This window comes from Nocardia sp. NPDC003999, from assembly GCF_053604885.1.
The window spans coordinates 65,142-87,509 of the sequence record NZ_JBSGIB010000004.1; the positions used below are offsets into that span (position 1 = coordinate 65,142).

Sequence of the window (22,368 nt, forward strand, 5' to 3'; positions counted from 1 at the left end):
TAACCCCCTACACCTGCCGTTACGTACACGTTGTCCAACCGACGCTGCCGGTCGATCGAGCAGCTGGCTTCGCTCGCACAGAAAAATCTACGAAATAGTAGTTGGAGAACTAGATAGCTTTAGATTGCCCTGATCGCTATGTGCGGCACGCTCGCGAGAAATATCTGCGGTTCTCTAGAAGAATTCCGATATTGGCGAATAGTTCGCGAGCGACCGCCCGCCGCACGCTCGGGTGGGCGTGCGGCGGGTCCGCTACCGCTCAGGCTTCCGCGCGGGAACGCGTGGACGGCAGGAATGGATGCAGGAGGTTCTCCTCGGTGGACGGGCCCATCTGCCACTCCGCGATCCACGGGCCGGTCCCCTCGCTCGGGTCGAGCACGCCGCCCTCCAGCCATTCGTAGCGGCCGTCGAGCACGCCGCGGGTGAGGGTGCGGTCGTCGTCGTCGGTGTTGTCCCACAGCGCGTCGAACAACTCGCGCACGCGCAGCCGCGACTGCCTGCAGAAGGTGTCCGCCAGTTCTTCGGCCGCCTTGCCCTCCGGCGCGTCGGCGGCGCGCAACGCGTGGGCTCGCACGCAGGCCGCCGACATCGCGAACAGCTCGGCGCCGATGTCGACGATCCGGCCGAGGAAGTTCTGCCGGTACTCCAGGCCCGCCTGCCACCGGCCCATCGCGTACATCAGGGACCTGGCCTGCTTGCGCGCACTGCGCTCGACGAAGCGCAAATGCCGGGCCAGCACGCCGAATTCGGTGTACGCCGCGGGTACCGTCCCCGCGCCGACCGCGAGCTGCGGGAACCACTTGGCGTAGAAACCCGTCGCGCCGACCGCGGCCTTCGCCTTGTCCTTGAACTCTGCTTTGCGGTCGACCAGCGCGCCGGCGGCCGCCATGTGCGCGTCGGCCATCTCCCTGGCGATCAGCAACCGCATGATCTCGCTGGAGCCTTCGAAGATGCGGTTGATCCGCAGATCGCGCACCAGCTGCTCGGCGGGGACGGCCCGCTCGCCCCGCGCGGCGAGCGAGGCCGCCGTCTCGTAGCCGCGGCCGCCGCGGATCTGCACGAGTTCGTCGGCGATCCGGCAGCTCATCTCACTGGCCCACAGCTTGGCCAGCGCCGCTTCGATCCGGATGTCGTTGCGGCCCTCGTCGGACATGGTGGCCGACAGATCGAGCGCCGCTTCCAGCGCGAACGTCGTCGCCGCGATGAACGCGATCTTCTGACCGACGGCCGCGTGCTCGCCGACCGGCCTGCCCCACTGCACCCGCTGGGTGCTCCACTCCCGCGCGATCTTCAGCGACCACTTGGCGGCGGCGGTGCACAACGCGGGGATGGCGAGCCTGCCCGCGTTCAGGGTGGTGAGCGCGATCTTGAGGCCGTCGCCCTCCCGGCCGATCAGGTTGCGCTTGGGCACCCGGACGTCGTGCATCCGGGTCAGGCCGTTCTCGATGCCGCGCAAGCCCATGAACGAGTTGCGCCGCTCGACGGTGATGCCCGGTGAGTCGGCTTCGACCACGAACGCCGAGATGCCACCGCGGTGCCCCTCGCTCTTGGGCACGCGTGCCATCACCACCAGCAACTCGGCGACCACGCCGTTGGTCGTCCACAGCTTCACGCCGTTGAGCAGGTAGGCCTCGCCGTCCTCGGTCGGCGTCGCGGTACTGGCCATCCTGGCCGGATCGGAGCCGACATCGGGCTCGGTGAGCAGGAACGCGCTGACCGCCCCGGCCGCGCAGCGGGGCAGGAACTCGGCCTTCTGCTCGTCGGTGCCCGCCAGTTTCAGCGGTTCGGGCACCCCGATCGACTGATGTGCGGACAGCAGCACGCCGAGGCTCGGGTGCGCCGAGCCGACCAGCATCAACGCTCGGTTGTAGCCGAACTGGGAAAGTCCCTGGCCGCCGAACGATTGTGGGATCTTCAGGCCGAAGCAACCGAGTTCGGCCAGGCCCTTGACGTACTCGTCCGGGATCCGGCTCTCCGCTTCGATCACCGATCCGTCGATGGACTCGCACAGCGTCCGCAGCCGGGACAGGAACGCCTCGGTCCGCTCGGCGTCCTCGGGGCCGGGCTCCGGATACGGGTGGATCAGGTCGAGCCGGAACCGCCCCAGGAACATTTCCTTGGCGAAGGACGGCTTGGCCCAGCTCGTTTCGCGGGATTCCTCGACCAGTGCGCGGGCCTGTTCTTCGGTGGCGTCGACTTTCGCGGCTGTCGCCATGATGTCCTCCCTCGGACGTGATCAGGATCACATCCGAGTGTAGGAGGGTTTGTTACTCATCGGTAGGCCTGCTGGTCGAGATAAATCTACGAATATCTATTGATCTTGAAAGACGGGCGAATAGTTGGCAATCAATCGCTGCGCGCGTGGCCGGCGGGCGCTCACACCGAGCGCAGATAGCGGCCGAAGTGCGGCACCGTGAATCCGATGGTGCCGCGCTCGGCGGAGTAGATGAGGCCTTTCTTGATCAGGCCGTCCCGGGCGGGCGAGAGGGAAGCCGGTTTGCGGCCGAGTTCGTTGGCCACCGCCGCGGTCGCCACCGGCCCGTCGTCGCCGGACAGGTCGGCCATGGCGCGCATGTATTCCCGCTCAGCGGGGGTAGCCCGCTCATAACGGGAACCGAAGAATCCGACCGCCAACTCTTCCTCGGCGGCGGGCGAGGCCACCTCCACATCCTCGGCCGTGATCGGGCTCTCCGGCGCCTGATCCCATGCGGCCTTGCCGTACGCCTGCACGAAATACGGGTAACCATCGGCCTTGCTGTACAACGAGTCCAATGCCTCGTCGGTGAACTTCACATCCTCGCGCTGGGCGGGCGCGATCAGCGCTTGGTCGGCGGACTCCCGATCCAGGCGGTCGATGCGGTGATAGCTGAATAGTCGTTCCGAGTAGCTCTTCGAGGCGGACAGCACCGCGGGCAGGTGCGGCAGGCCCGCGCCCACCACGATCAGCGGTGCGGCGTCCTGGCTCAGTTCGTGGCACGCGCCGCAGATCGCGGAGATGTCGGCGGGCCCCAGATCCTGCATCTCGTCGATGAAGATCGCGATGCCGACGCCGATGTCACCGGCCAGCGCCGCCGCCTCGACCAGCAGCTCCACCAGATCGATCTCGATGTCGCCGGAATCGGCCCGGCCGCTCACCGCGGGCACGTCGATGCCGGGCTGCCAGCGTTCCCGCATGCCCTTGTCCGCGGTGGACCGCAGCGCGAAAGCCTTGAGGATGCCGAGGAAGTCGTCCACCCGTTCCGGATTGCGGTGCGCCGTCGCGATCGCACGCGCCGCCATGTGCAGCGCCGAGGACAGCGGGCGGCGCAATTCCTGGTCCGGGCGCGCCTCGATCTTGCCGGTGCCCCAGCCGCGCGAGATGGCGGCCGAGCGAAGCTGGTTGAGCAACACCGTCTTTCCGACGCCGCGCAAGCCGGTGAGCATGACGCTGCGTTCCGGCCTGCCGCGCGCGACGCGTTCGAGCACGATGTCGAAAGCCGTGAGTTGCTTGTCGCGCCCGGCCAATTCGGGCGGGCGCTGTCCCGCCCCAGGGGCATACGGATTCCGCACGGGGTCCATGCCCCGACACCGTAGCGCGTTTCGTCCGGATAATCTGGGCACATCTATGGCGTGTTCTAGAAAGCCTTAGCGTTTCGTATTGCACTATTGCTCTCGCCGCCGGCTCTCTAGGCTGGTTGCGGTTCGCCAGAACGGTCGCGCGGCACGGCAGCGCGGGAACGGAGGGGCATGTCCGACGAACCACCTCTCGCCGGCCTCGCCGAGGTAGTCGGGTCTTGGAACGTGCCGGCGGGCGCCACGGTGGCCCAGCGCATCCGGTCCAACATCCTCGTCGCGATCGAGCGGGGCTACGACGATCCACAGCTGGTCGCCGATCTCGCGGTCGGCCCGCTGGTCATGGCGCTCGGCAAGCTCGAGGTCGAGCTGGCCGAGGCGCGCCGCAGGATCGACGAACTCGAGCGCGCGGTGCACGGAACGCGCCCCTGAACCCGAGTGGTCGGACGGGCCGGCGATGTCCTTCGGTGACCTCGCGCCGCCCGGCGAGATCAGTCCGTGACCTTCGCTTGGGCGGCCATTTTCCGCCGATCCAAGCGGGCTCCGGTCGTGATGGAAAAGACGCAGCTCTGTGGGGTGGACAACATCGCGTCGGCGCCGTAATCTCTTCGTGACTTAGTGGAACCAGTCGCTTCGTAAGAGAAACGGCGCCACTAGTTACCGCCTTAACGGCTGTCGGGGCCAACCGGTCTCGGCTGTCGTACCGGGGACCCACAGGTTCGTCTGGGGTGAATCCTCGAGGCCGATTTCGGTCGCGAGGTAGGGCCGCTCTCCCGGCCCGAGCCCGTCAGCTAACCCGGTCGGCGGGAGAGCAGCAAGATCGGAGACGTAGCTCGGTGGGTAAACACAGCTTGCAACGGGATTCTCGGGTTCCGAATTCCGTCAAGGGTGCGATTGTCATGGGTGCGGTGGCCGCGACCGGCGCCATGCCCGCGATTCCGGCCATGGCCGCGACCATCAACGTTCCCGGTGTCGGCAATTTCGATGTTCCGCAGGAATGGGAACAGCCGGTCCAGCAGCTCAATCAGCAGATCCAGCAGGCGCTCGCGGCCGTTCCCGCCGCCCCTGCCCAGGCGCCGCAAGAGGTCGCTCCTCAGGCTCCCAATTTCGCGCCCATGCTGCCGGGCCTGTTCGGCCAGCAGCAGAGCAACTCCCCGGGTGACATCGCCCTCGACGCCGCCAGGACCAAGGTCGGCGCCCAGTACTCCTGGGGCGCGGCGGGTCCCCGCTCCTTCGACTGCTCCGGTCTCGTCCAGTGGGCATTCCGTCAGGCGGGCATCGAGCTTCCCCGCACCAGCTTCGAGCAGTCGCACGTCGGCGCTCCGGTCGCTTACAACGAGCTGAAGCCGGGTGACATCGTCATCACCAACGGCGGCGGTCACGTCGGCATCTACGCGGGCGACAACAAGCTCCTGAACGCGGTGCAGACGGGTACGCCGGTGTCCTACACGCCGCTGCGCCCCGACATGGTGGTCACCGCACGCCGTATCGTCTAACGAGTGGCCCGCGCCGAATCCGGCATCCAGAACATCGCCACCCAGGCCCGCGTTGATTCGTGGACCTGGGCGGTGCGTCTGTTCAAGACCAGATCCGCCGCTGCGGAGGCATGTCGTGGCGGGCACGTCCGGGTGAACGGCGCGACAGTCAAGCCCGCACAGCCCGTGCGTCCCGGTGACGAGGTCCGCGTCCGCGCGGGCGGTATCGAACGCATTGTCATCGTGGAGCGGATCGTCACCAAGCGCGTCGGCGCTCCGATCGCCGCGCAGTGCTTGATCGATCGCAGTCCGCCTCCTCCCCCGCGCGAAATCCTGGCGAGCATGCCCCGCCGTGACCGCGGCGCAGGGCGGCCCACCAAGCGCGAGCGTCGCGAGACCGACCGTCTCATGGGCCGAGACGAGCACTGAACGAAAGCCGGCGACCGCTGTTCAGATCATGGCCACCGGGCTGAGTCGGCCCGCCAGATAGCGTGCCCTGCACTCGCCGCGGCGGAGCTTTCCGCTGCTGGTCTTGGGGATTCGCCCCGGTTCGAGGAGCAGTACCGCACCGGGCATCACCTCGTGGGTGGACGCGACCGCGGTGCGGATGCGCCGGGCCAGGGCGAACAGTTCGATCGGCTCGCGTCCGTCGACCGTGCCGAGTTCGGCGGCAACGACCAGGTCTTCGCGCAGCCCGTCGTCGTGCCCGAACGCCGTCACGTGACCCGGCCTGACCTCGGGCGCGCATGCCTGCACCGTCGCCTCGATGTCGGCGGGATAGTGATTGCGTCCGTCGACCACGATGACGTCCTTGCGGCGGCCGGCGATGTAGAGCTGGCCCTCGTGCTGGAAGCCGAGATCGCCGGTGCGCAGCCAGCGGGCAGTGCTTCCCGGCAGCGTGGCGCAGAATATCTCCGCCGTGGCATCCGGTCTCCCGAAATATCCGTCGCACACATTGTCTCCGGCCACCCAGATCTCGCCGACGCGTCCAGCGGGCAGCGCGGTTCCGAGCACCGGATCGACGATCCGCAGCTGTTGTCCAGCGGGTGCGCCGCACCCGACCAGTGGCACACCGTCCACGGATCCCGCCGCGTCCTCGGACAGCGCGACCGCGCGGCCTTCGGACAGTGCGGCGCGGTCGAAACGGTGCCATACCGGGTTCTCGCGCTGGTCGCAGACGGTGACCGTCAGGGTGGCCTCGGCCAAGCCGAAGCCGGGAGTGTGCGCGTGATGGCGAAAACCGTAAGGGGCGAAGGTCTCGGTGAACTCCTGCAAGGCGTCGGCGCGGACCGGCTCCGAGCCGTTGAGCACGATGTCCAGTCCGGACAGGTCCAGCCCGGCCCGCTCGGCGGGGGTGGTGCCGGACACCGCGAGTTTCAGGCCGAAATTGGGACACCCCGTGGTACCGGCGCGGTAGTCGGCGATCGCGCGCAGCCAGCGGACGGGGCGCTTCACGAACTCGGCGGGCGCCAGCGTGATGCCGTGCACGCCCAGGAAGAGTGGCAGCGAAAGGCCGAGGATCAGACCCATGTCGTGGAAGAACGGCAGCCAGGTCACGACGGGCCGATCGTCCGCGACCGACACGGCGTGCCCGAGTTGCGTCAACGCCGTGGCGAGATTGTCGTGCGTGACCCGGACGCCCGCGGGAGACCTCGTCGATCCGGAGGTGTACTGCAAATAGGCCAGCTCGTCGCACACCGGATCGATCACCGGTGCGGCCGACGGCGTGGCGGGACCAATGCCGGGTGCGACGAAGCGTGTCTCGAGTGACCCCGCGCGGCGTGTCGTCGGGTCGGCCACGCTCGCCGACGCCATCGCGGTAGGCGCGCCGGACCTGATTCCCGCGGCTGAACCCCAGTCCGGCACACCGGGATTCGCGGGCAAGGCGAGTGCTCGTCCCAGTGCTGTGCCCAGGATCGGCGCGGTGATCTCGTCGTGAGCGGAGAGCAGGCTGAGCGAGGGCCTGGCATCGGCCAGGACGGCGTGCAGGCGTTCGCGGTTGCGTGCGCCCGCGGCCGGGAACAGCGGCACCGCGACTCGATTGCTGTACAGGCAGGCGAGAAACGCCACCGCGTAGTCGATGCCGTGGGCGCAGAGGATGCCCACGCGGTCGCCGGGGGCGCTTTCCTGCCGCAGTCGTGCGGCCAGCGCGCCCGACGCGGCATGCAGGCGCGCGTAGGTCAGCGTGACGGGCTTGCGTTCCTGGACGCGGAACCGCAGCTCGGTGAAGGCGGGCTCGTCCGGGCGGGTGGCGGCCCACGCGGCCACCGAAGTCGCGAGACCATTCCCCGCCGGGTGGTCGCCGCGGCTCACGAGGTCTCTCCGGTGTTCGCGGCGACCCGATCCAGCAGGGCGGCGCCGAGGGCGGTGATGGTGGGGTGTTTGAACAACTCCGCCGTCGCGATCCGGACGCGTAGCCGCGCTTCCAGGTTTCGGCGCATCTCGATCGCGAGCAACGAACTGAGTCCGAGGTCGTTGAAGTCGGCCCCGGCGTCGATGTGCTCGGCGGGCAGATCGAGCGTGCTCGCCAGAACGCGGCGGATGGTCGTGGTCAGCGGTTCGGCGGGCTCGGGCGTGCGCTCACTCGCCTCGGCGCGGGCGGGCGCGGGGTCGGGACGGCCGACGGGCACGAGCAGATTCGTCAAACGGATCGCGATCGGGGAAGTGTCGGTCGTCGGCGTGTGCTCCAGCACCAGAAGGTATGGGCCGTCGTAGCGCAGGACCTGGGACAGTACGGCACTTCCGCCCGGCAAGTCGAACGCGCCGATGCCCGCTCGACGCAAATGGCTCGCGCCGCCCGCCGCCGCGGCGAGGCCGGAATCCCACAGCCCCCAGCCGACGCTCAGGATCCGTCTGCCCGGATCACGCTGCGCGAGTGCGTCCATCGCGGCGTTGGCGGCAGCGTACGCGGCCTGCCCCGGCGCACCGAGGGCGCCGGTGGCCGAGGAGAACAGCAATACGAAGTCGGTGGCGTCGGTGGCGGTGAGCTCGATCAGATTGCCCGCCGCGGTGGATTTGGGCAGGAACGTCCTGGTCAGCTGGCTCGCGGTAATCGCGTCGAACCCGGCGTCCTCCAGCACGCCCGCCGCGTGCACGACACCACGGATCATCGAGTCGGAGGCCCGGATGTCGCTGAGCGCGTTGGCCAGGTCGTCCCGGTCGGCGGCGTCGCAGCGCACCACGACGATGCGGTCCTCCAAGCCGTCGAGCAGCGCGGGCACCGGGCGAGGCGCCCTGGTCAGCACCACCACGTCGCGCGCGCCCGCGTCGAGCAACCAGCGCACGGCGACCGAGCCGAGCGTGCCCAGTCCGCCGGTGACGACGTATGTTCCGTTCGCGTCGACGCCGACGGCAGGCACGGCGCGTGGTCGCGCGGGCGTGAAGCGACGCACCGCGGTCTCGCCCGCCGACAGGCGCAGCTCGTCGGGAACGGCGCTGTCGGTGGTCGCCACCAGGCGGGTGAGCAGCGGCAGGTTCCTAGGGTCGGAATCGGCCCAGACCAGGCGCACCGTACGACCCGTCTCCAGTTGCAGCGAGCGCACCAGCCCGGCGATCGCCGCGGGGACGACCGAGGCCGCCGCGGCGGGCTCATCGGGCCGCGGGAGCGGGCGGGCCGGATCCTCGTGCGGCAGTACCACCGTCACGGACGCGGTGGCGTCGTGAGCGGAGATCAGTTGCAGTAGTTCGAGGACACGACCGGCCGCCGCGGCGCTCTTGCCCGCGCTCACGCCGAAACCGCTGGGCCAGACGGCCACTACGGCGTGGTCACCGCTGCGCCCGGCCAGTACCGCGCTGACGAGCGAGCTCGCGTCGTCCGGTTCCCGCGCGATCCGCTCGGTGGGCAGCTCGGCGTCCAGCGCGCGAGCGAGCCGGACGGCGAGGTCGGAGGCGCCGACCACCACCGCGCGCCGCACGAGGGTCGCGGGTGCGTCACCGAGCCCGAGTGAACCGGGATCGCGCGACTCCCAGGACTCCTGACGGAAGGGCGCGTTTCGCGTTTCGTGTTCGGCGTGCGCCGTGCGAAGCCTGCCGAGCCCCTCCTCGTCGGTGGGGTCGGCATAGCGAATGTGTACACCGGAGAAGGCGAGACAGGGCACCCCGTGCTGGTCGGTCGCGATGACGTCGCCGATCAATCCGGTGTCGGCGCGCTCGCGGACCAGCGCGTGCACCTCGAGCACGTGGCGATTCGGTTCATGTGACAGCCAGGCCGAGTCGATGCCGATCGGCAGCGGAATCGACGTGCCGGGCAATTCGTCGAACACCGCCGCGGCGAGCACATGCAGGCAGCCGTCCAGCGTCGCGGTGCGATGCAATTCGGCGGCGTCGAACAGGCCCAGCGCCCGTCCGGTGCCCGCGGCGATGCCGCGCAGCGGGCGGAATCGCGGACCGTACTCCAGCCGTCTGCGGCGCAATTCCTGGTAGAAGACGCCGATGGTGATGACGCGCATGTGATGTCTTGCGGCCCGGTTTGCGTCGACCACCCGCATCCATGCGACGATATCCGCGGGTGTGGGGTCACCGGCGGGCCGGGCCGAAGCCAGCGTTCCGGTGCCCGTGACCTCCGCCCGTACGCTTTCCTCCGCTCCCGGCCCGCGATAGACGACCTCGGGCAGGGCGCTGGGATCGGTCCTCTCATGTACGGCGAAGTCGGCCAGTGCGGCCGCCCCCGCCGTGTCCTTGGCGAGCCGCAGCAGCCGCCGCAGCCAGAAGACGGCGGGCACGATGTTGTCGCCCTGTACCACGTGATGGGTCAGATCCTCGGCGGCGAAGGCGGATTCGGGGACGTGCGCGCTCGCGGGTCCGGCCACCAGCAGCGGGAATTTCCGCTTGCGCCACTGCCGCGGTACGGGTGTGCCGAAGGGGCCGAGTGCGGACCAGTCGACCGGCCGCCCCTCCAGGTACAGCCCGGCCACGCCGGTGAGGAAGCCGCTCGCCTCGTCATCGCGCAGCGCCGCGGCATGCGTGCCGTCGCGGAAGTCCGGGTACTCCCGCACCGCCGCGAGCAACACCGGCTGCGGGCCGATCTCCACCACGGTGGCGATGCCGTCTTCGGCCGCGCGCTCGAGCGCGGCCGCCAATTCCACCGTGCCCGCGGCATTCTCCGTCCAGTAGTCGCGGTCCATAGCGGCGGTGGTGATTTTCGCGCCGCGCCGCGCCGTCGAATACACCGGCAGGCGCGGCGTCAGGGGCGTGATCTCGGTCAACGCCGCGACGAAAGGCGCGAGCACGGTGGTGACCTGCGGGCTGTGCGCGGCGAAGTCGACCGCGAGCCTGCGCGCGAACATGTTGCGGCGGGTGGCTCGCCGCACCAGCGTGTCGATATAGCGCGGGGTGCCGGACACGACTACCGACCTCGGGCCGTTGATCGCGGCGACGGCCACTTCCGATCGCATCGGCTCCACGAGTTTGGCCGCCTCGCCCGGGGCCGCCTCCAGCACTGCCATCGCGCCGCGCCCGTCCAGATGCGCCAGCGTCGCGCTGCGCAGCACCACCACGCGCGCCGCGTCCGCGAGGGTCAGCGCGCCGCTCACCGCCGCCGCCGCGATCTCGCCGAGACTGTGGCCGGCCACCGCATCAGGGCGGATCCCCCATGCCGCCAGCAATTTCACCAGCGCCACCTGGAAGGCGAACAACGCGGGCTGCACCAGATCGGTGGCTTGCGCCGCACCCGCGGAGGTGAAACCGTGACGCGGCGTCCAGACCCGCGGCCCGCCCGCCGTCACGATCGCGTCGGTCGCCTCGGCGAGTGCGGCGGCGAAGACCGGATATCGCGCCGCCAGCGCACGGCCCATCTTCGGATGCTGGCCGCCTTGCCCGGAGAACAGGAACAACAGCCCGCCACGGCGGCGGTTCGCCACGGGGCCCAGCGCCGCGTCGGCGTCGCCGTGGCCGAGCGTGCGCAACCGGTGCACCGCGTCGGCGTGATCGTGCGCGAGGATCGCGGCCCGGGTCGGCTCCGGCACCGCTCGCGCCGCCGCTGCGACCGATTCGGGCAAGGAGGGCCCTGTTCGGTCGAATTCATCGGCCAGCCGCAGCGCGCGGTCGCGCAGTTCCTCCTCGTCACGTGCGGTGAGCGGCAGCAGTATCGGGAAGTGCGCATCGTGTTCGGCCCGCGCTCGCGTGGCGCCGCGGAGCACGAGATGCGCGATCGTGCCGCCGAATCCGAACGAGCTGATGCCCGCCACGCGTTCCGTCGCGTCCACCCCGCTCCAGTCCACCGGCTCGGTGGGCACGCGCAGGCCGCGCTCGGCCAAGCGCAGCAGCGGATGCTCGGTGTGCACGTTGATCGTCGGGGCGATCACCCCGTGGTGGACGGACAGCGCGGTCTTCACCATCCCGGTGACTCCGGCGGCGGCCTCCAGATGCCCGATGTTGGACTTCACCGAACCGATCCAGATCGGGTCGTCCGCGCCGGGCCCGAGCGCGGCGGCGAGCGCGCCGACCTCCACCGCGTCACCCAAAGGCGTTCCGGTGCCGTGGCATTCGATGTACCCCGCGCTGCTGGGCGGGCGCCCGGCTCGCGACCACGCGGCCCGCAACGTCTCCTGCTGTGCGCGGCCGTTCGGCGCGTACAGGCCGTTGGAGCGGCCGTCCGATCCGACGGCGGTTCCGACGATCTCCGCGTACACCCGGTTGCCCTCGCGTACCGCGTCCGCGCTGCGCTGCAGAATCACCACGGCGCAGCCGTCGCCGCGGGTGTAACCGTCCGCGGCGACGTCGAACGGCGTCGAGCGTCCGCCGGGCGACAGGAAGCCGCCCTCGGCCAGGTAGTTCGAGGTGTGTTCCAGCAAGACGAGATTGACGCCGCCCACGATGGCGAACGGGACGGCGCCGTCGGCGAGCAGCCGGACCGCGAGGTCGACCGCGGCGAGCGAGGACGAGCATGCGCTGTCGAGTACCAGACTCGGCCCGTGCAGGTCGAGCACGTACGACAACCGGTTGGCGATGATGCTGAGCGCCGACCCGGTCACCGCGTAGGGCGCGTCGTGACCCGCGCGGCCGAGCACCGCGATGCCGTGGTCGTACCCCGACGCGCCGAAGACGACGGCCGCGCCGGAACCCCGCGTGCGATAGCCGATCCCGGCATCGTCGAGCGCCTCGACCGCGACTTCCAGCGCGAGCCGCTGCTGCGGATCCATCAGCGCGGCCTCGCGGTCGGAGATGGCGAACCAGTCGTTGTCGAAGGACTCGACATCCGCGAGGTACCCGCCGCGCCGCGAGCCCAGCCGCCCGGCGGGCGGGGCGGACGTGGCGTCCCGGCCCTCGAGCAACAGCTGCCAGAACTCGGCGACGCTCGCCGCCCCGGGCAGTCGGCAGCCGATGCCGATGATGGAGACGGGTGGATGCGAGCCGACGGAATCAGTGGCCGCGCTGCTCATCGCATCGCGAGATACTCGACAAGCTGTTCGATGTCCGGATGGTCGTAGAGCGCGGTCAGCGGAACTTCGACTCCCATGGCGTCCTCGAGATAGGCGGTCAGCCTCGCGAGCTGAGTGGAACCGAGGCCGAGATCGGTGAATGGCGAGCTGGTCGACACCGAGGCGGCGTCGACACCTAGTAGATCCGCTACGGCAAGGACGGCGGCACAAGTGAGTGCGGTGCGTCGGCTATTGCCGAGCGAACCGTCGTGTTCCGGTGCACCACTGTGCCCGTCCGGAAGACCGGGCCGCATCGCGTCCTCCCTCCCCGTCTCCCCGGCTGCTGTCACCGCTCGAGAACGGTACCCCCGCGATTATGCCGCAGAAACCGCCCGGAGCAACGTCGCATATCCGCTGCCTGCCCGGCTCTTTCGCGAACCGGCGTGATCACATACCGTGGCACCGTGACCGAACCGGACAGCGGTGCCGCCACCCGTGCCGAGCGCACGCCGACTCTGCCCACCCTGCTGCGCTGCTGCGCCGCCCTGGCGGCCACGCCGGGCCGGTTGTTGCGGCCGCGCCGCCCCGACACCGCCCTGCTGGCGAACCTCGAAGCGCTGCCGCCGCCCGCCGCGAGCGCCACGGTCCGGCTGACCGTGCTCACCCAGGCCACCATGTCGGCGCCGACCACGATCGTGGCCGAGGGCGTGCGCAGCCTGCGGGAGATGCGGCTGTCGATGGCGGCGTTCCTGGTCGAGCATCCGAAGGCGCGGTTCCTGGTCGACCCGGCCCTGTGTGCGGGCGTGCACGAGCGCGTGCTGCCCGAATTGCCGTTCCCGGTGCCGCTGCTCGTCGCGCCGGACAAGCCGGTGCTCGGGCTGTCCGACGCGCTCGCCGCGCACGATGTCGCGGGCGAGGACATCGATTTCGTGGTGCCGACCCATCTGCACTGGGATCACGTCTCCGGCCTGCTGGAGCTGCCCGCCTCGGTCGAGATCCGATTGCCCGGAGTCGAGTACGACTGGGCGATGGGCGGCCCGCACGCACCGGCCGGTGTGGCGCGCGGACCGCTGCGTGGGCGCAGTTTCGACCGCTTCGAGCTGGACGGACCGCCCGTGCTGACCTTCCCGCGCAGCAAGGACCTGTTCGGCGACGGCTCCGTGCTGCTGGTCGATCTCGCGGGCCACACGCCGGGCAGCATCGGCGTATTGCTCGCGGTGGACGACGGCAGCCGCGTGCTGTTCGCCGGCGACGCCGTCTGGAGCAAGTTGCAGGTCGATCTGCTGCGGGAGAAGGCGCCCATGCCGGGCAAGCTGTTCGACGCCGACCGGGACGCCGCCTTCACCACGATCCATCGCCTGCACACGCTGCCCGACGGCATCGAACTCGTCGCGAGCCACGACTACGCGGCCGTCACCGCCCGCGCGGCCAAGTAAACGCGGTCAGCCGACCACCACGGTTTCGGCCAGACGGGCCGTGATCAGCTCCTCGGCCTCGGTGACCATCCGGCCGATCAGCTCGGCGCAGGTCGGGATGTCGTGGATCAGGCCCTGGCACAGGCCGACCGACCAGATGCCCGCGTCCAGGTCGCCCTCCTCGAACACCCGGCGGCCGCGCGCTCCCGCCACCAGGTCCCGCACGTCGTCGAAGGTGCCGCCGGACTTCTCGATCTCGACGACCTTGCGGCTGATCTCGTTGTCCGCCACCCGCGCCGTGTTGCGCATGGTGCGGAAGATGAGCTGGGTGTCGCGCTCGGAGTTCGCGACGATCTTCTCCTTGACCTTCTGATCGATCGAGGACTCCTGCGTGCACAGGAACCGAGTGCCCATGTTGACGCCGTCCGCGCCGAGGGCGAGCGCGGCGACCAGGCCGCGGGCGTCGGCGATGCCGCCGGAGGCGATCATCGGGATGCTCAGCTCCCGTGCGGCGGCCGGGATGAGCACCAGGCCGGGGACGTCGTCCTCACCGGGGTGGCCCGCGCATTCGAAGCCATCGATGCTCACTCCGTCCACGCCGATCCGCTCGGCCTTCAGCGCGTGCCGCACGCTGGTGCACTTGTGCAGCACCTTGATACCCGCGTCCTTGTAGTACGGCAGGAACGGTTCGGGGTTGCTGCCTGCCGTTTCGACGATCCCGACGCCGCTGTCGATGATCGCCCGCACGTATTCCGCGTACGGCGGCGGATTGATCGACGGCAGAATGGTGACGTTCACGCCGAACGGCTTGTCGGTGAGTTCTCTGGTGCGCTCGATCTCGCGGAGCAGGTCGTCCGGGGTCGGCTGGGTCAGCGCCGTGATGAAGCCGAGCCCGCCCGCGTTGGCGACGGCCGCGACGAGTTCGGCCCGCCCGACCCACATCATGCCGCCCTGCACGATCGGGTGTTCCACCCCGAACTTCTCGGTGAACCTGGTCCGCAGCATTGCGCTTCTCCTATGTCTCGCGCGGGCGTGCCGGTTCGCCCGTTCGGGTCGATGGTGACACGAGAATCGGCCCGTCTTCAACTCACAAGTGAGCCGAGGTTCGCATATTTGACGATCTTCATCGCTGCCGTTTCCGCTTCGCAACCGTTCGGTGGGAGGTCAAATGGCCTGCTAGAAGAGTTCAAGCCGAACCGGGTACCAGCTCCGGGCTGATTAACCCGGATTCATTCCGCAATCTCTTGCCGGGCGTTTAAGTTAGTTGATATTCTGCACGCGATTCAGCCCGTCGCCGCCGTCGGACCACCCGGCGGGCCGATGACGGTCCGAGAGGAGTTCGTGGCAATGACCACCGGGGCAGCAGCGCTCGACGAGCCGATCAGGTCGCGGCGTAATCACTGGAACAACCAGATCGCCGTGCACGCGCAGATGCGCCCGGACGCGGTCGCGATCCGGTTCCGTGGCGTGGACACGACCTGGCGGCAGTTGCACGAGCGGTCGCTGAAGTTCGCCGACGGACTGGCGCGCCGGGGCGTCGGGTTCGGCGACCGGGTGCTGATCCTGGCGCTGAATTACCCGGAATACCTCGAGGCCGTGTTCGGCATCAACGCGCTGGGCGCGATCGCGGTCCCGGTCAACTTCCGGCTCACGCCGCCGGAGGTCGCCTATATCGTCGGCGACAGCGGGGCCAAGGCGGTCGTCACCGATACCGTGCTGCGGCCGCTGGCCGCCGCCGTGCGAGCGCAGGCGCCCGCCCTGGAGACCCTCGTGGTGATCGGCGGCGCGTCCGAGGACGGCGTGATCGGCTACGACGACCTGATCGCCGAATCGGGTGAGTCGCACACCCCGCTGGACATCCCCGAGGACACCCCCAGCCTCATCATGTACACCTCGGGCACCACCGGCAGCCCGAAGGGCGCGGTGCTGACCCACGCGAATATGAACGCGCAGGCGCTGACCTGCATCCGAGCGCTGGCGCTGGAACCCGACTCGATCGGGCTGTGCACCTCGCCGCTGTTCCACATCGCCGGTCTCGGTAGCCTCGCGCCCGCCTTCCTGCTGGGCTCGAAGACGGTGCTGCATCCGCTCGGCGCCTTCGACGCCGGTGAGTTCCTGGACGCGCTGGAGCGCGAGCAGGCCACCTCCGCGTTCTGCGTGCCCGCGCAGTGGCAGCTGGTCTGCGACCATCCGACGGTGAAGGATCGCAAGCTCGCGCTCGAGGTGCTCAGCTGGGGCGCCGCGCCCGCCTCCGACACCGTGCTGCGCGCGATGGCCGAGTGCTTCCCGAACTCGTTCAACGTCGCGGTGTTCGGCCAGACGGAGATGTCGCCGATCACCTGCGTGCTGGAGGGCAAGGACGCCATCCGCAAGCTCGGCTCGGTCGGCAAGGTGATCCCCACCATCCAGGCGCGCATCGTCGACGACGAGATGAACGACGTCGCGCCCGGCGAAGTGGGCGAGATCGTCTATCGCGGTCCCACGCTCATGCAGGGCTACTGGAACAAGCCGGAAGCCACCGCCGAGGCCTTCGCGGGCGGCTGGTTCCACTCCGGCGACCTGGTCCGCCAGGACGAAGAGGGCTTCGTCTACGTGGTGGACCGCAAGAAGGACATGATCATCTCCGGTGGCGAGAACATCTACTGCGCCGAGGTGGAGAACGTCCTGTTCGCCCACCCGAAGATCCGGGAGGCCGCGGTGGTGGGCCGCACGCACGAGAAGTGGGGTGAGGTGCCGGTCGCGGTGGTCGCCCTGCACAACCCGGACGATGAGCTGACCTTGGCCGAGTTGGAGCCGTTCCTCAACGAGAACCTCGCGCGCTACAAGCACCCCAAGGAACTGGTGCTGCTTGCCGAGCTGCCGCGCAATGCGAGCGGCAAGGTGGTCAAAGTCCAGTTGCGCAAGGACTATTCGTCCTGAGCGTGCGGTGCGTTCGGTTTCACGTGAATCGGACAATGCACGCGGGCGCGGATGCGTAAGGTCGTCACATGGCGATCCGACGCATCCGCGCCGCCGTGCTGGCGCTGCACTGGCAGGTGAATGTCATTCGGCCGGAGGGGTTCTTCGGTCCCATGCTGGCCGCGCCCGTGGCGGCTTCTGGCGTCGTGGCGCGGGCCACGGACTTCCACGCCGCGGCGCTCGCGGCGCGGCTGCCGGTGGTCTTCACCCGGTTCACCATTCCGATCGGCGAAGGAGAACTGGTGCGCAACACCGGATTCATGCGCTCGGTCGGCGCGGCGCAGACCGAGTTCCGGCCGGAATCACCGGGCGCCGCGATAATTCCGGAGATGGCGGCGCAGCCGACGGAAGTCTTCGACAACCAGAAACTCTCCGGCCTGGCGGGCAGCAAACTGCCGGAATGGTTGGCCGATCAAGGGATCGAGACGCTCTTCGTCACTGGCGTCGCCACCAACCTGACCGTCGAGCAGACCGCACGGCACGGCACCGATCTCGGCTTCACCGTGCACCCGGTAGCCGACTGCGTGGCCGCCGCCACCCCGGAAGCGCACGAAGCCGCTTTGGCCAACCTCGAACTCGTCACAGCGGGCAGTGTGCGCGCCGCGGATGCGCTGGAACTGATCAGCGGCTGAGCATCGCCGCGGAGGAAATGGCTTCTCGGCCCACGCGGAAGGCCGGTCACCCACTCCGTCCGGCCAACCCTGGACCGATGAGGCGGACCACCTGCTGGTACGCCTCCTCGGCCGAGAGCGGTGGGTGTCCTTCCGCGATCGCGCCGAGCAGGCCGACGACACCCCAGGACAGGAACGTCACGGTGGTCGCGAACTCGTCTTCCGGCATCGTCAGCCGGTCGCGCAGCCGCTCGGCGAGGATCTGCGCGACCATCACCCGCGTGGTGCGCAATAGCACCGTGCCGCTCTTGCGGCCGAGCAGCGCCCGGTAGATCTCCGGGTGACCGGCGGCCAGCTCGAACAGCGTGCGCACCGGCGCGAGCGGTTCGGGAGCGTCCGCGTCGGTCTCCGCCGCGGTCATGGCCGCGCGCAGGTAGTCGGTGCTGCTGCGCAGCAGCAGATCGTCTTTGTCCCGGTAGTGGGTGTAGAACGTCGACCGCCCGACGTCCGCGCGCTCGAGGATGTCGCGCACGGTGATCCGGTCGTAGGCGCCTTCGACCATGAGTTCGATCAGCGCTCGGTGCAGCGAGGCCCTGGTGCGCCGGACCCGGCGATCGGCGCTGTCCTGTTCTTCCCGCACGGTGCCTCCCGGACAAATGTCTCGTACGCGTCCGATTACGGACGGTTTCCGTGGCATTGATCCTGGTCGGCACGGCCATATCGGCAGATCCTGAACTCATGTCCGGAAACGAACATCAGTCTGCCACCGATAGCCACCCCGACGTCGGCGTGCTGCTCACCCAACCGCGCCGCTACCGTGCCCTCAAAGCCGCGCTTCTACTCGGCCGGGCGAACCGCCTGAACGCCCGGCTCGCCGAGTTGGCTCGTCCCGCCGCCGGCGCCGAGGTCGTCGATGTCGGTTGCGGTCCGGGCGACCTCGCTCGCGTGCTCGCTCGCCGCGTCGGCCGGGTCACCGGCGTCGATCCGTCGCCGCAGATGATCGACTACGCGACCGCGCGCTCACATGACCTGGCCAATTGCCGGTTCGAAGTCGGGACGGCACAGGATCTTCCGCTGCCCGACGCGTCCGCCGATCTCGTGACCTCGACCTTCGCGATGCATCACATCCCCGCGTCGCACCGTGCCGACGCCATCGCGCAGATGTTCCGGGTATTGCGCCCGGGCGGCCGGCTGCTGCTCGCCGACACGCTGCCGACCGATCCGTTGCTCTCCACCGTGGTGCGCGTCATGGCGAGATTCGCGGCGCACCGCACCCACGACGCCGATCACGACCACGGTGATCCACTGGCGGGCATCGATATCCGCCGGTATCGAGACGACCTGCGCGCGAACGGTTTCGAAAGTGTCGAATTCGTCGTCGTCCGCCCCGCGACCGCCGTGCTGCTGGCGAACAAACCAGGCGAGACCGCCGCTTAGATCAGGTCCTTCTTCGCCAGCCAGCGCATGGCGCCCCAGCCGCAGAACACCGGAAGCCAGCAGGTGAGTACGCGGTAGAGCAGCACCGAGGGCACCGCGATGTTCGCGGGCAGGCCGAAGGCGGCCAGACCACCGATCAGCGCCGCCTCGACCGCGCCGACACCGCCCGGGGTCGGCGCGGCCGCGGCCAGCGTGCCGCCGATCATGGTGACGATCGTGACGGTGATGAAGGTGGTGCCGCCGCCGAACGCCTGCACGCTGGCCCACAGCGCGCCCGCCATACCGACGGTGAGCGCCGCGCATCCGCCGATGATCACCGCGGAACGTTTGGGATCGCGGGCCAGGTCGGCGAGTTCGCCGATGACCTCCTGCAACTGCGGCCGCACCGCGTCGTTCAGCCAGCGGCGCAGTTTCGGCACGAACATGAACGCGCCGACGATCCCGACGCCCACGCCGGCGAGCAGATACAGCACCGTGGCGTGCGGGACGAAATGCGACAGGTCCGTCGAGGTGCCCGCCAGGATGCTGAACGCGAGCAGCAGGCCGACATGCGTGATCACCTGCACCGCCTGTTGCAGCGCGACCGCGGCGGTGGCGCGCACCGTGCCGATACCTGACTTCTGCAGAAACCGCACGCTCAACGCGAGTCCGCCGACGCCTGCGGGAGTGGTGGTCGCGGCGAAAGTATTGGCGACCTGCATGATGAGCAGATTCCGGATGTTCACCGCGCCGAACGCACAGGCCCACAGCGCCGCCGCCGCGCCGACGTAGGTCAGGGCGGAGACGAGCAGCCCGAGCAGCGCCCACCACCAGTTCGCCGTGCGCAGCTGGGTGAAGAAGGTCGGCACGGCGCTGATGAACGGGTAGGCGACGTACACCAGCCCGATCAGCAGGACCAACTGGATGATCTGGTTGCGGGAGAACCGGGTGATCTGCTCGGCTTCGATCCGGTCCTGACCGGTCTGTTTGCGCACCTCGTCGCGGGCGTCGGACAGCGCGGTCTTCCATTCCGGGACCGCTTTGCGGATGCCGGTCGGTATGGCCGACTTGGTCAACCGGCCCGCCGCGGCGAGTACCCGCGCCTCACCCAGGGTTTCGATCGCCGCGCGCACGGCGGGCTCCTTGCCGAACGTCGCGGTGGTCGTCACCAGCAACTGGGCGATGTCGGATTGCAGTTGCGCGTCCGACGCTCCGTATTCGGCGTTGCCGAAGCCGCCGAACAGTGTGACGCCGTCGGCCACACGGATGTCGACCGGCCGCAGGTCGCCGTGTGAGATCTGCTTCTGTTGCAGAGTGTCCAGCGCTCGCCACACTCCGGGCAGCACTTCGGCGGACTGTTCGGTGATCGCCGTGCCGCACGGCTGCGTGTGCGCGTACAACATCCAGCCACGCGACAGCGCGGCGACCGCGACGGGGGTGCCGCTGCCGAGCCCCAGGTCGGCGACGGCGATCGCCATGAGCGCGCGATGCTCGACCGCACGGTGCATGGAACCGTGGATGGCCGCGGTTTCGCTGGAGCGGAAGGTCAGCCAGCGCCACAGCTGGCGCAGCGCGCCGAAACTGCGCTGGTTCTTGCCGAACATCTCGACGAGCAGCTCGCGTTCCGGCCCTTCGATGGCGGCGGCGAGCACCAACGGACCGCGGCCCGCCGGATGCACCACGGTGAACCCGGTGACCGTGTGACCACGATTGGCGAGCACCCGCACGGCCGCGTCGAGCGGAACCTCCAACGCGGGCGTGCCCACCACGAGCACGATCACCGCGCCGACCAGCCAGCCGACCGCGAGCCCGAACATCGCCCGGGCGGGCACCACGGTGCTGACCGCGAGGTGGATCGGCGCGAACGCCAGCAGCAGGAACCACAACCAGCGCCGCGGGCGGGTGGGCAGCCACGGACTGGCGACGGTGAGCATGGCGGCGATCATCGCGATCCAGCGCGGATCGTCGAGGAACTGGGACAGGAAGGTGTCCAACCGGTCCGGCACCTGCAGATGCCATTTCGGCGCGGAGAGGCCGGTGCCGGTGATGGACAACAGCAATCCCGCTACCACCCCGGCAGCGGCATAGCCGGCGAGCAGCTTCCACTGCCTGCCGATGATCAGCTCGATCAGGATCGCGAACGGCAGCGCGAGAATCGCCATGCCGTAGACCAGGTACACCAGGTTCGACTGGTCCGGGTTGAGGAAACCGACGATGTTGGAGACCGAGCGTTCCAGGGCCAGCCATTCCGGGCGGGTGATCAGTGAGGCCGCGATCACGACCGCCACCCACAGTGTTGCGAGGACGACCCGGATGATGTCACTCGTGCGCCGGATCAGCGGCTGTAGCAGGCTCCCCGTGACCGGGATCTCCCGCCCGTCCACTCGCATGCTCGCCCGCCTCTCCGGGTATTCAGGCCGTACTGGTTGGAGCCGCGAGACCCGCGTTCAGGTCCTGCGTCGAGTGCCGCTCCCCTTTTCTGGGCGTACCCGGTGAGTTACCCATGTGCGTACGAAGTCTGTTGTTACGTTCGCTGCACGATACCGGCTGGTGTGGACGATCCGGCTCGCGGAACCCCGCCGCTGTCTCCGCTCGGTTGTGCAGTGTGCCGGACATCACTCACGCTCGAGGTTGATCTTCACATCAGTGTCAAGTTTCAGCATGAGGGCATGGACAACGAACTCTTCGAGTACAGCCCGATCGTCGATCGTCCGCCGTTGCGGTGGCCCGGCGGTGCCAGGGTGGCGTTCTATGTCGGACTCAATGTCGAGCACTATCGGGTGGACCGGCCGTCCACGAGCATCTTTCCCGGTACTGCCGGGCTCGCGCCGGATCCGCTGAACTACGGCTGGCGTGATTACGGACCGCGGGTGGGCATCTGGCGGGTGATCGAGGTGCTCGACCGGCACGGTATCCGGGCCAGCGCGTTGCTGAATTCCGATGTCGCCGAGCGGTATCCGCAGATCATCGCGGCGGGTGTACGGCGGGACTGGGCGTGGCTCGCGCACGGGAAGAACAACTCGATCTTCCAGCCGGACGTTCCGGCGGAGGAGGAGGGCGCCTACCTCGCCGATGTGGTCGCGACCATCGAGCGCGCGACCGGACGCAGGCCGCGCGGCTGGATGGGGCCCGCGCTCACCGAGTCCTTCCGCACCCCGTCGCTGCTGGCCGAACTCGGCCTCGGCTACGTCCTCGACTGGACCAACGACGACCAGCCCTATCCCCTGTCGGTACCCGGCGTGCTCAGTGTCCCTTACTCGGTGGAACTCAACGACAACACACTGTTCCTCGGCAAAGCCACCAGCGGACCGGATTTCGTGCGCATGGTCCGCGATCAGTTCGACCAGCTCTACGCCGAGTCGGCCGACAGCGGGCGGGTCATGGCGCTGGCCCTGCACCCCTTCGTGATCGGGCAGGCTTTCCGGATCAAATACCTGGACGAAGCACTCGCATACGTGTCGGGCCACCCGAGAGTGTGGCTGACCACCAGCGACGAGATCGCCGCCCACTACTCGAGCGCGTCGGTGCTTGCCGAACCCGCGCGAGCCGATGACGATCGGGTCAGGTAAACCGATCTGCGAGA

The 22,368-nt window shown here is 69.1% G+C and carries 16 protein-coding genes and 1 riboswitch; of the genes, 8 read left to right on the forward strand and 8 right to left on the reverse strand.

All coding sequences use genetic code 11. The features are described from left to right. Positions 1-259: 259 nt before the first annotated feature. Positions 260-2,215 carry an acyl-CoA dehydrogenase family protein gene (locus ACWESM_RS10675; protein ID WP_364424853.1) on the reverse strand — a complete coding sequence of 652 codons (1,956 nt, stop codon included), beginning with the start codon at positions 2,213-2,215 and terminating at the stop codon, positions 260-262. A 161-nt stretch (positions 2,216-2,376) separates the two neighbouring features. Next, positions 2,377-3,558 carry an ATP-binding protein gene (locus tag ACWESM_RS10680; protein WP_355071089.1) on the reverse strand — a complete coding sequence of 394 codons (1,182 nt, stop codon included), beginning with the start codon at positions 3,556-3,558 and terminating at the stop codon, positions 2,377-2,379. Between the two features lie 168 nt (positions 3,559-3,726). Between ACWESM_RS10680 and ACWESM_RS10685 the strand changes: the two genes are divergently transcribed. The 3 genes from ACWESM_RS10685 to ACWESM_RS10695 all read left to right on the forward strand — a co-directional run bounded on the left by ACWESM_RS10685 (position 3,727) and on the right by ACWESM_RS10695 (position 5,456). After that, positions 3,727-3,984 (forward strand): hypothetical protein, encoded by a 258-nt coding sequence (locus ACWESM_RS10685; RefSeq protein WP_355071090.1) that lies wholly within the window; start codon positions 3,727-3,729, stop codon positions 3,982-3,984. A gap of 219 nt (positions 3,985-4,203) precedes the next feature. Then, positions 4,204-4,373: riboswitch (cyclic di-AMP (ydaO/yuaA leader) on the forward strand. Positions 4,374-4,451: 78 nt separating this feature from the next. After that, positions 4,452-5,048 carry a C40 family peptidase gene (locus tag ACWESM_RS10690; protein ID WP_355071092.1) on the forward strand — a complete coding sequence of 199 codons (597 nt, stop codon included), beginning with the start codon at positions 4,452-4,454 and terminating at the stop codon, positions 5,046-5,048. 3 nt (positions 5,049-5,051) lie between these two features. Continuing rightward, positions 5,052-5,456, forward strand: a complete 405-nt coding sequence (locus tag ACWESM_RS10695; protein ID WP_355071094.1) for an RNA-binding S4 domain-containing protein — start codon at positions 5,052-5,054, stop codon at positions 5,454-5,456. Between the two features lie 21 nt (positions 5,457-5,477). On the opposite strand, the gene ACWESM_RS10700 is transcribed toward ACWESM_RS10695, so the two are convergent. Genes ACWESM_RS10700 through ACWESM_RS10710 form a run of 3 tightly spaced genes read right to left on the reverse strand, consistent with a single transcriptional unit; the run spans position 5,478 to position 12,735 of the window. Further along, entirely contained in the window at positions 5,478-7,340 is a 1,863-nt protein-coding gene (locus ACWESM_RS10700) for a fatty acyl-AMP ligase (RefSeq protein WP_452491491.1), read from the reverse strand. Then, entirely contained in the window at positions 7,337-12,406 is a 5,070-nt protein-coding gene (locus ACWESM_RS10705; protein ID WP_452491493.1) for an SDR family NAD(P)-dependent oxidoreductase, read from the reverse strand. The genes ACWESM_RS10700 and ACWESM_RS10705 overlap by 4 nt, the downstream gene beginning before the upstream one ends. Continuing rightward, positions 12,403-12,735 (reverse strand): acyl carrier protein, encoded by a 333-nt coding sequence (locus tag ACWESM_RS10710; protein WP_356963158.1) that lies wholly within the window; start codon positions 12,733-12,735, stop codon positions 12,403-12,405. The genes ACWESM_RS10705 and ACWESM_RS10710 overlap by 4 nt, the downstream gene beginning before the upstream one ends. 114 nt (positions 12,736-12,849) lie before the next feature. Between ACWESM_RS10710 and ACWESM_RS10715 the strand changes: the two genes are divergently transcribed. After that, on the forward strand, positions 12,850-13,821 hold the full coding sequence (locus tag ACWESM_RS10715; RefSeq protein WP_452491495.1) for an MBL fold metallo-hydrolase: 972 nt from the start codon (positions 12,850-12,852) through the stop codon (positions 13,819-13,821). A gap of 6 nt (positions 13,822-13,827) precedes the next feature. Here ACWESM_RS10715 and ACWESM_RS10720 read toward each other — a convergent pair whose 3' ends face one another. Further along, complete coding sequence (locus ACWESM_RS10720; RefSeq protein ID WP_364424849.1) at positions 13,828-14,805, reverse strand: NAD(P)H-dependent flavin oxidoreductase; 978 nt, start codon at positions 14,803-14,805, stop codon at positions 13,828-13,830. A 342-nt stretch (positions 14,806-15,147) separates the two neighbouring features. Here ACWESM_RS10720 and fadD5 point away from each other — a divergent pair, with 342 nt between their 5' ends. Both fadD5 and ACWESM_RS10730 read left to right on the forward strand, forming a co-directional pair. Further along, the gene (fadD5, locus tag ACWESM_RS10725) at positions 15,148-16,719 is read left to right on the forward strand and encodes a fatty-acid--CoA ligase FadD5 (protein WP_412806898.1); all 1,572 of its coding nucleotides are present in this window, start codon (positions 15,148-15,150) and stop codon (positions 16,717-16,719) included. A 68-nt stretch (positions 16,720-16,787) separates the two neighbouring features. Beyond that, complete coding sequence (locus tag ACWESM_RS10730; protein WP_355071104.1) at positions 16,788-17,390, forward strand: cysteine hydrolase; 603 nt, start codon at positions 16,788-16,790, stop codon at positions 17,388-17,390. Positions 17,391-17,436: 46 nt separating this feature from the next. Here the strand turns inward: ACWESM_RS10730 and ACWESM_RS10735 are convergent, their stop codons facing one another. Continuing rightward, complete coding sequence (locus ACWESM_RS10735) at positions 17,437-18,009, reverse strand: TetR/AcrR family transcriptional regulator (RefSeq protein ID WP_397276081.1); 573 nt, start codon at positions 18,007-18,009, stop codon at positions 17,437-17,439. 98 nt (positions 18,010-18,107) lie between these two features. Here ACWESM_RS10735 and ACWESM_RS10740 point away from each other — a divergent pair, with 98 nt between their 5' ends. Further along, the gene (locus ACWESM_RS10740) at positions 18,108-18,806 is read left to right on the forward strand and encodes a class I SAM-dependent methyltransferase (protein ID WP_364424846.1); all 699 of its coding nucleotides are present in this window, start codon (positions 18,108-18,110) and stop codon (positions 18,804-18,806) included. Here ACWESM_RS10740 and ACWESM_RS10745 read toward each other — a convergent pair. After that, positions 18,803-21,175, reverse strand: coding sequence for a lysylphosphatidylglycerol synthase transmembrane domain-containing protein (locus ACWESM_RS10745; RefSeq protein ID WP_364424845.1), 2,373 nt, complete (start codon positions 21,173-21,175; stop codon positions 18,803-18,805). The genes ACWESM_RS10740 and ACWESM_RS10745 overlap by 4 nt on opposite strands. A gap of 279 nt (positions 21,176-21,454) precedes the next feature. Between ACWESM_RS10745 and ACWESM_RS10750 the strand changes: the two genes are divergently transcribed. After that, complete coding sequence (locus tag ACWESM_RS10750) at positions 21,455-22,354, forward strand: polysaccharide deacetylase family protein (RefSeq protein WP_355071111.1); 900 nt, start codon at positions 21,455-21,457, stop codon at positions 22,352-22,354. Positions 22,355-22,368: the final 14 nt, after the last annotated feature.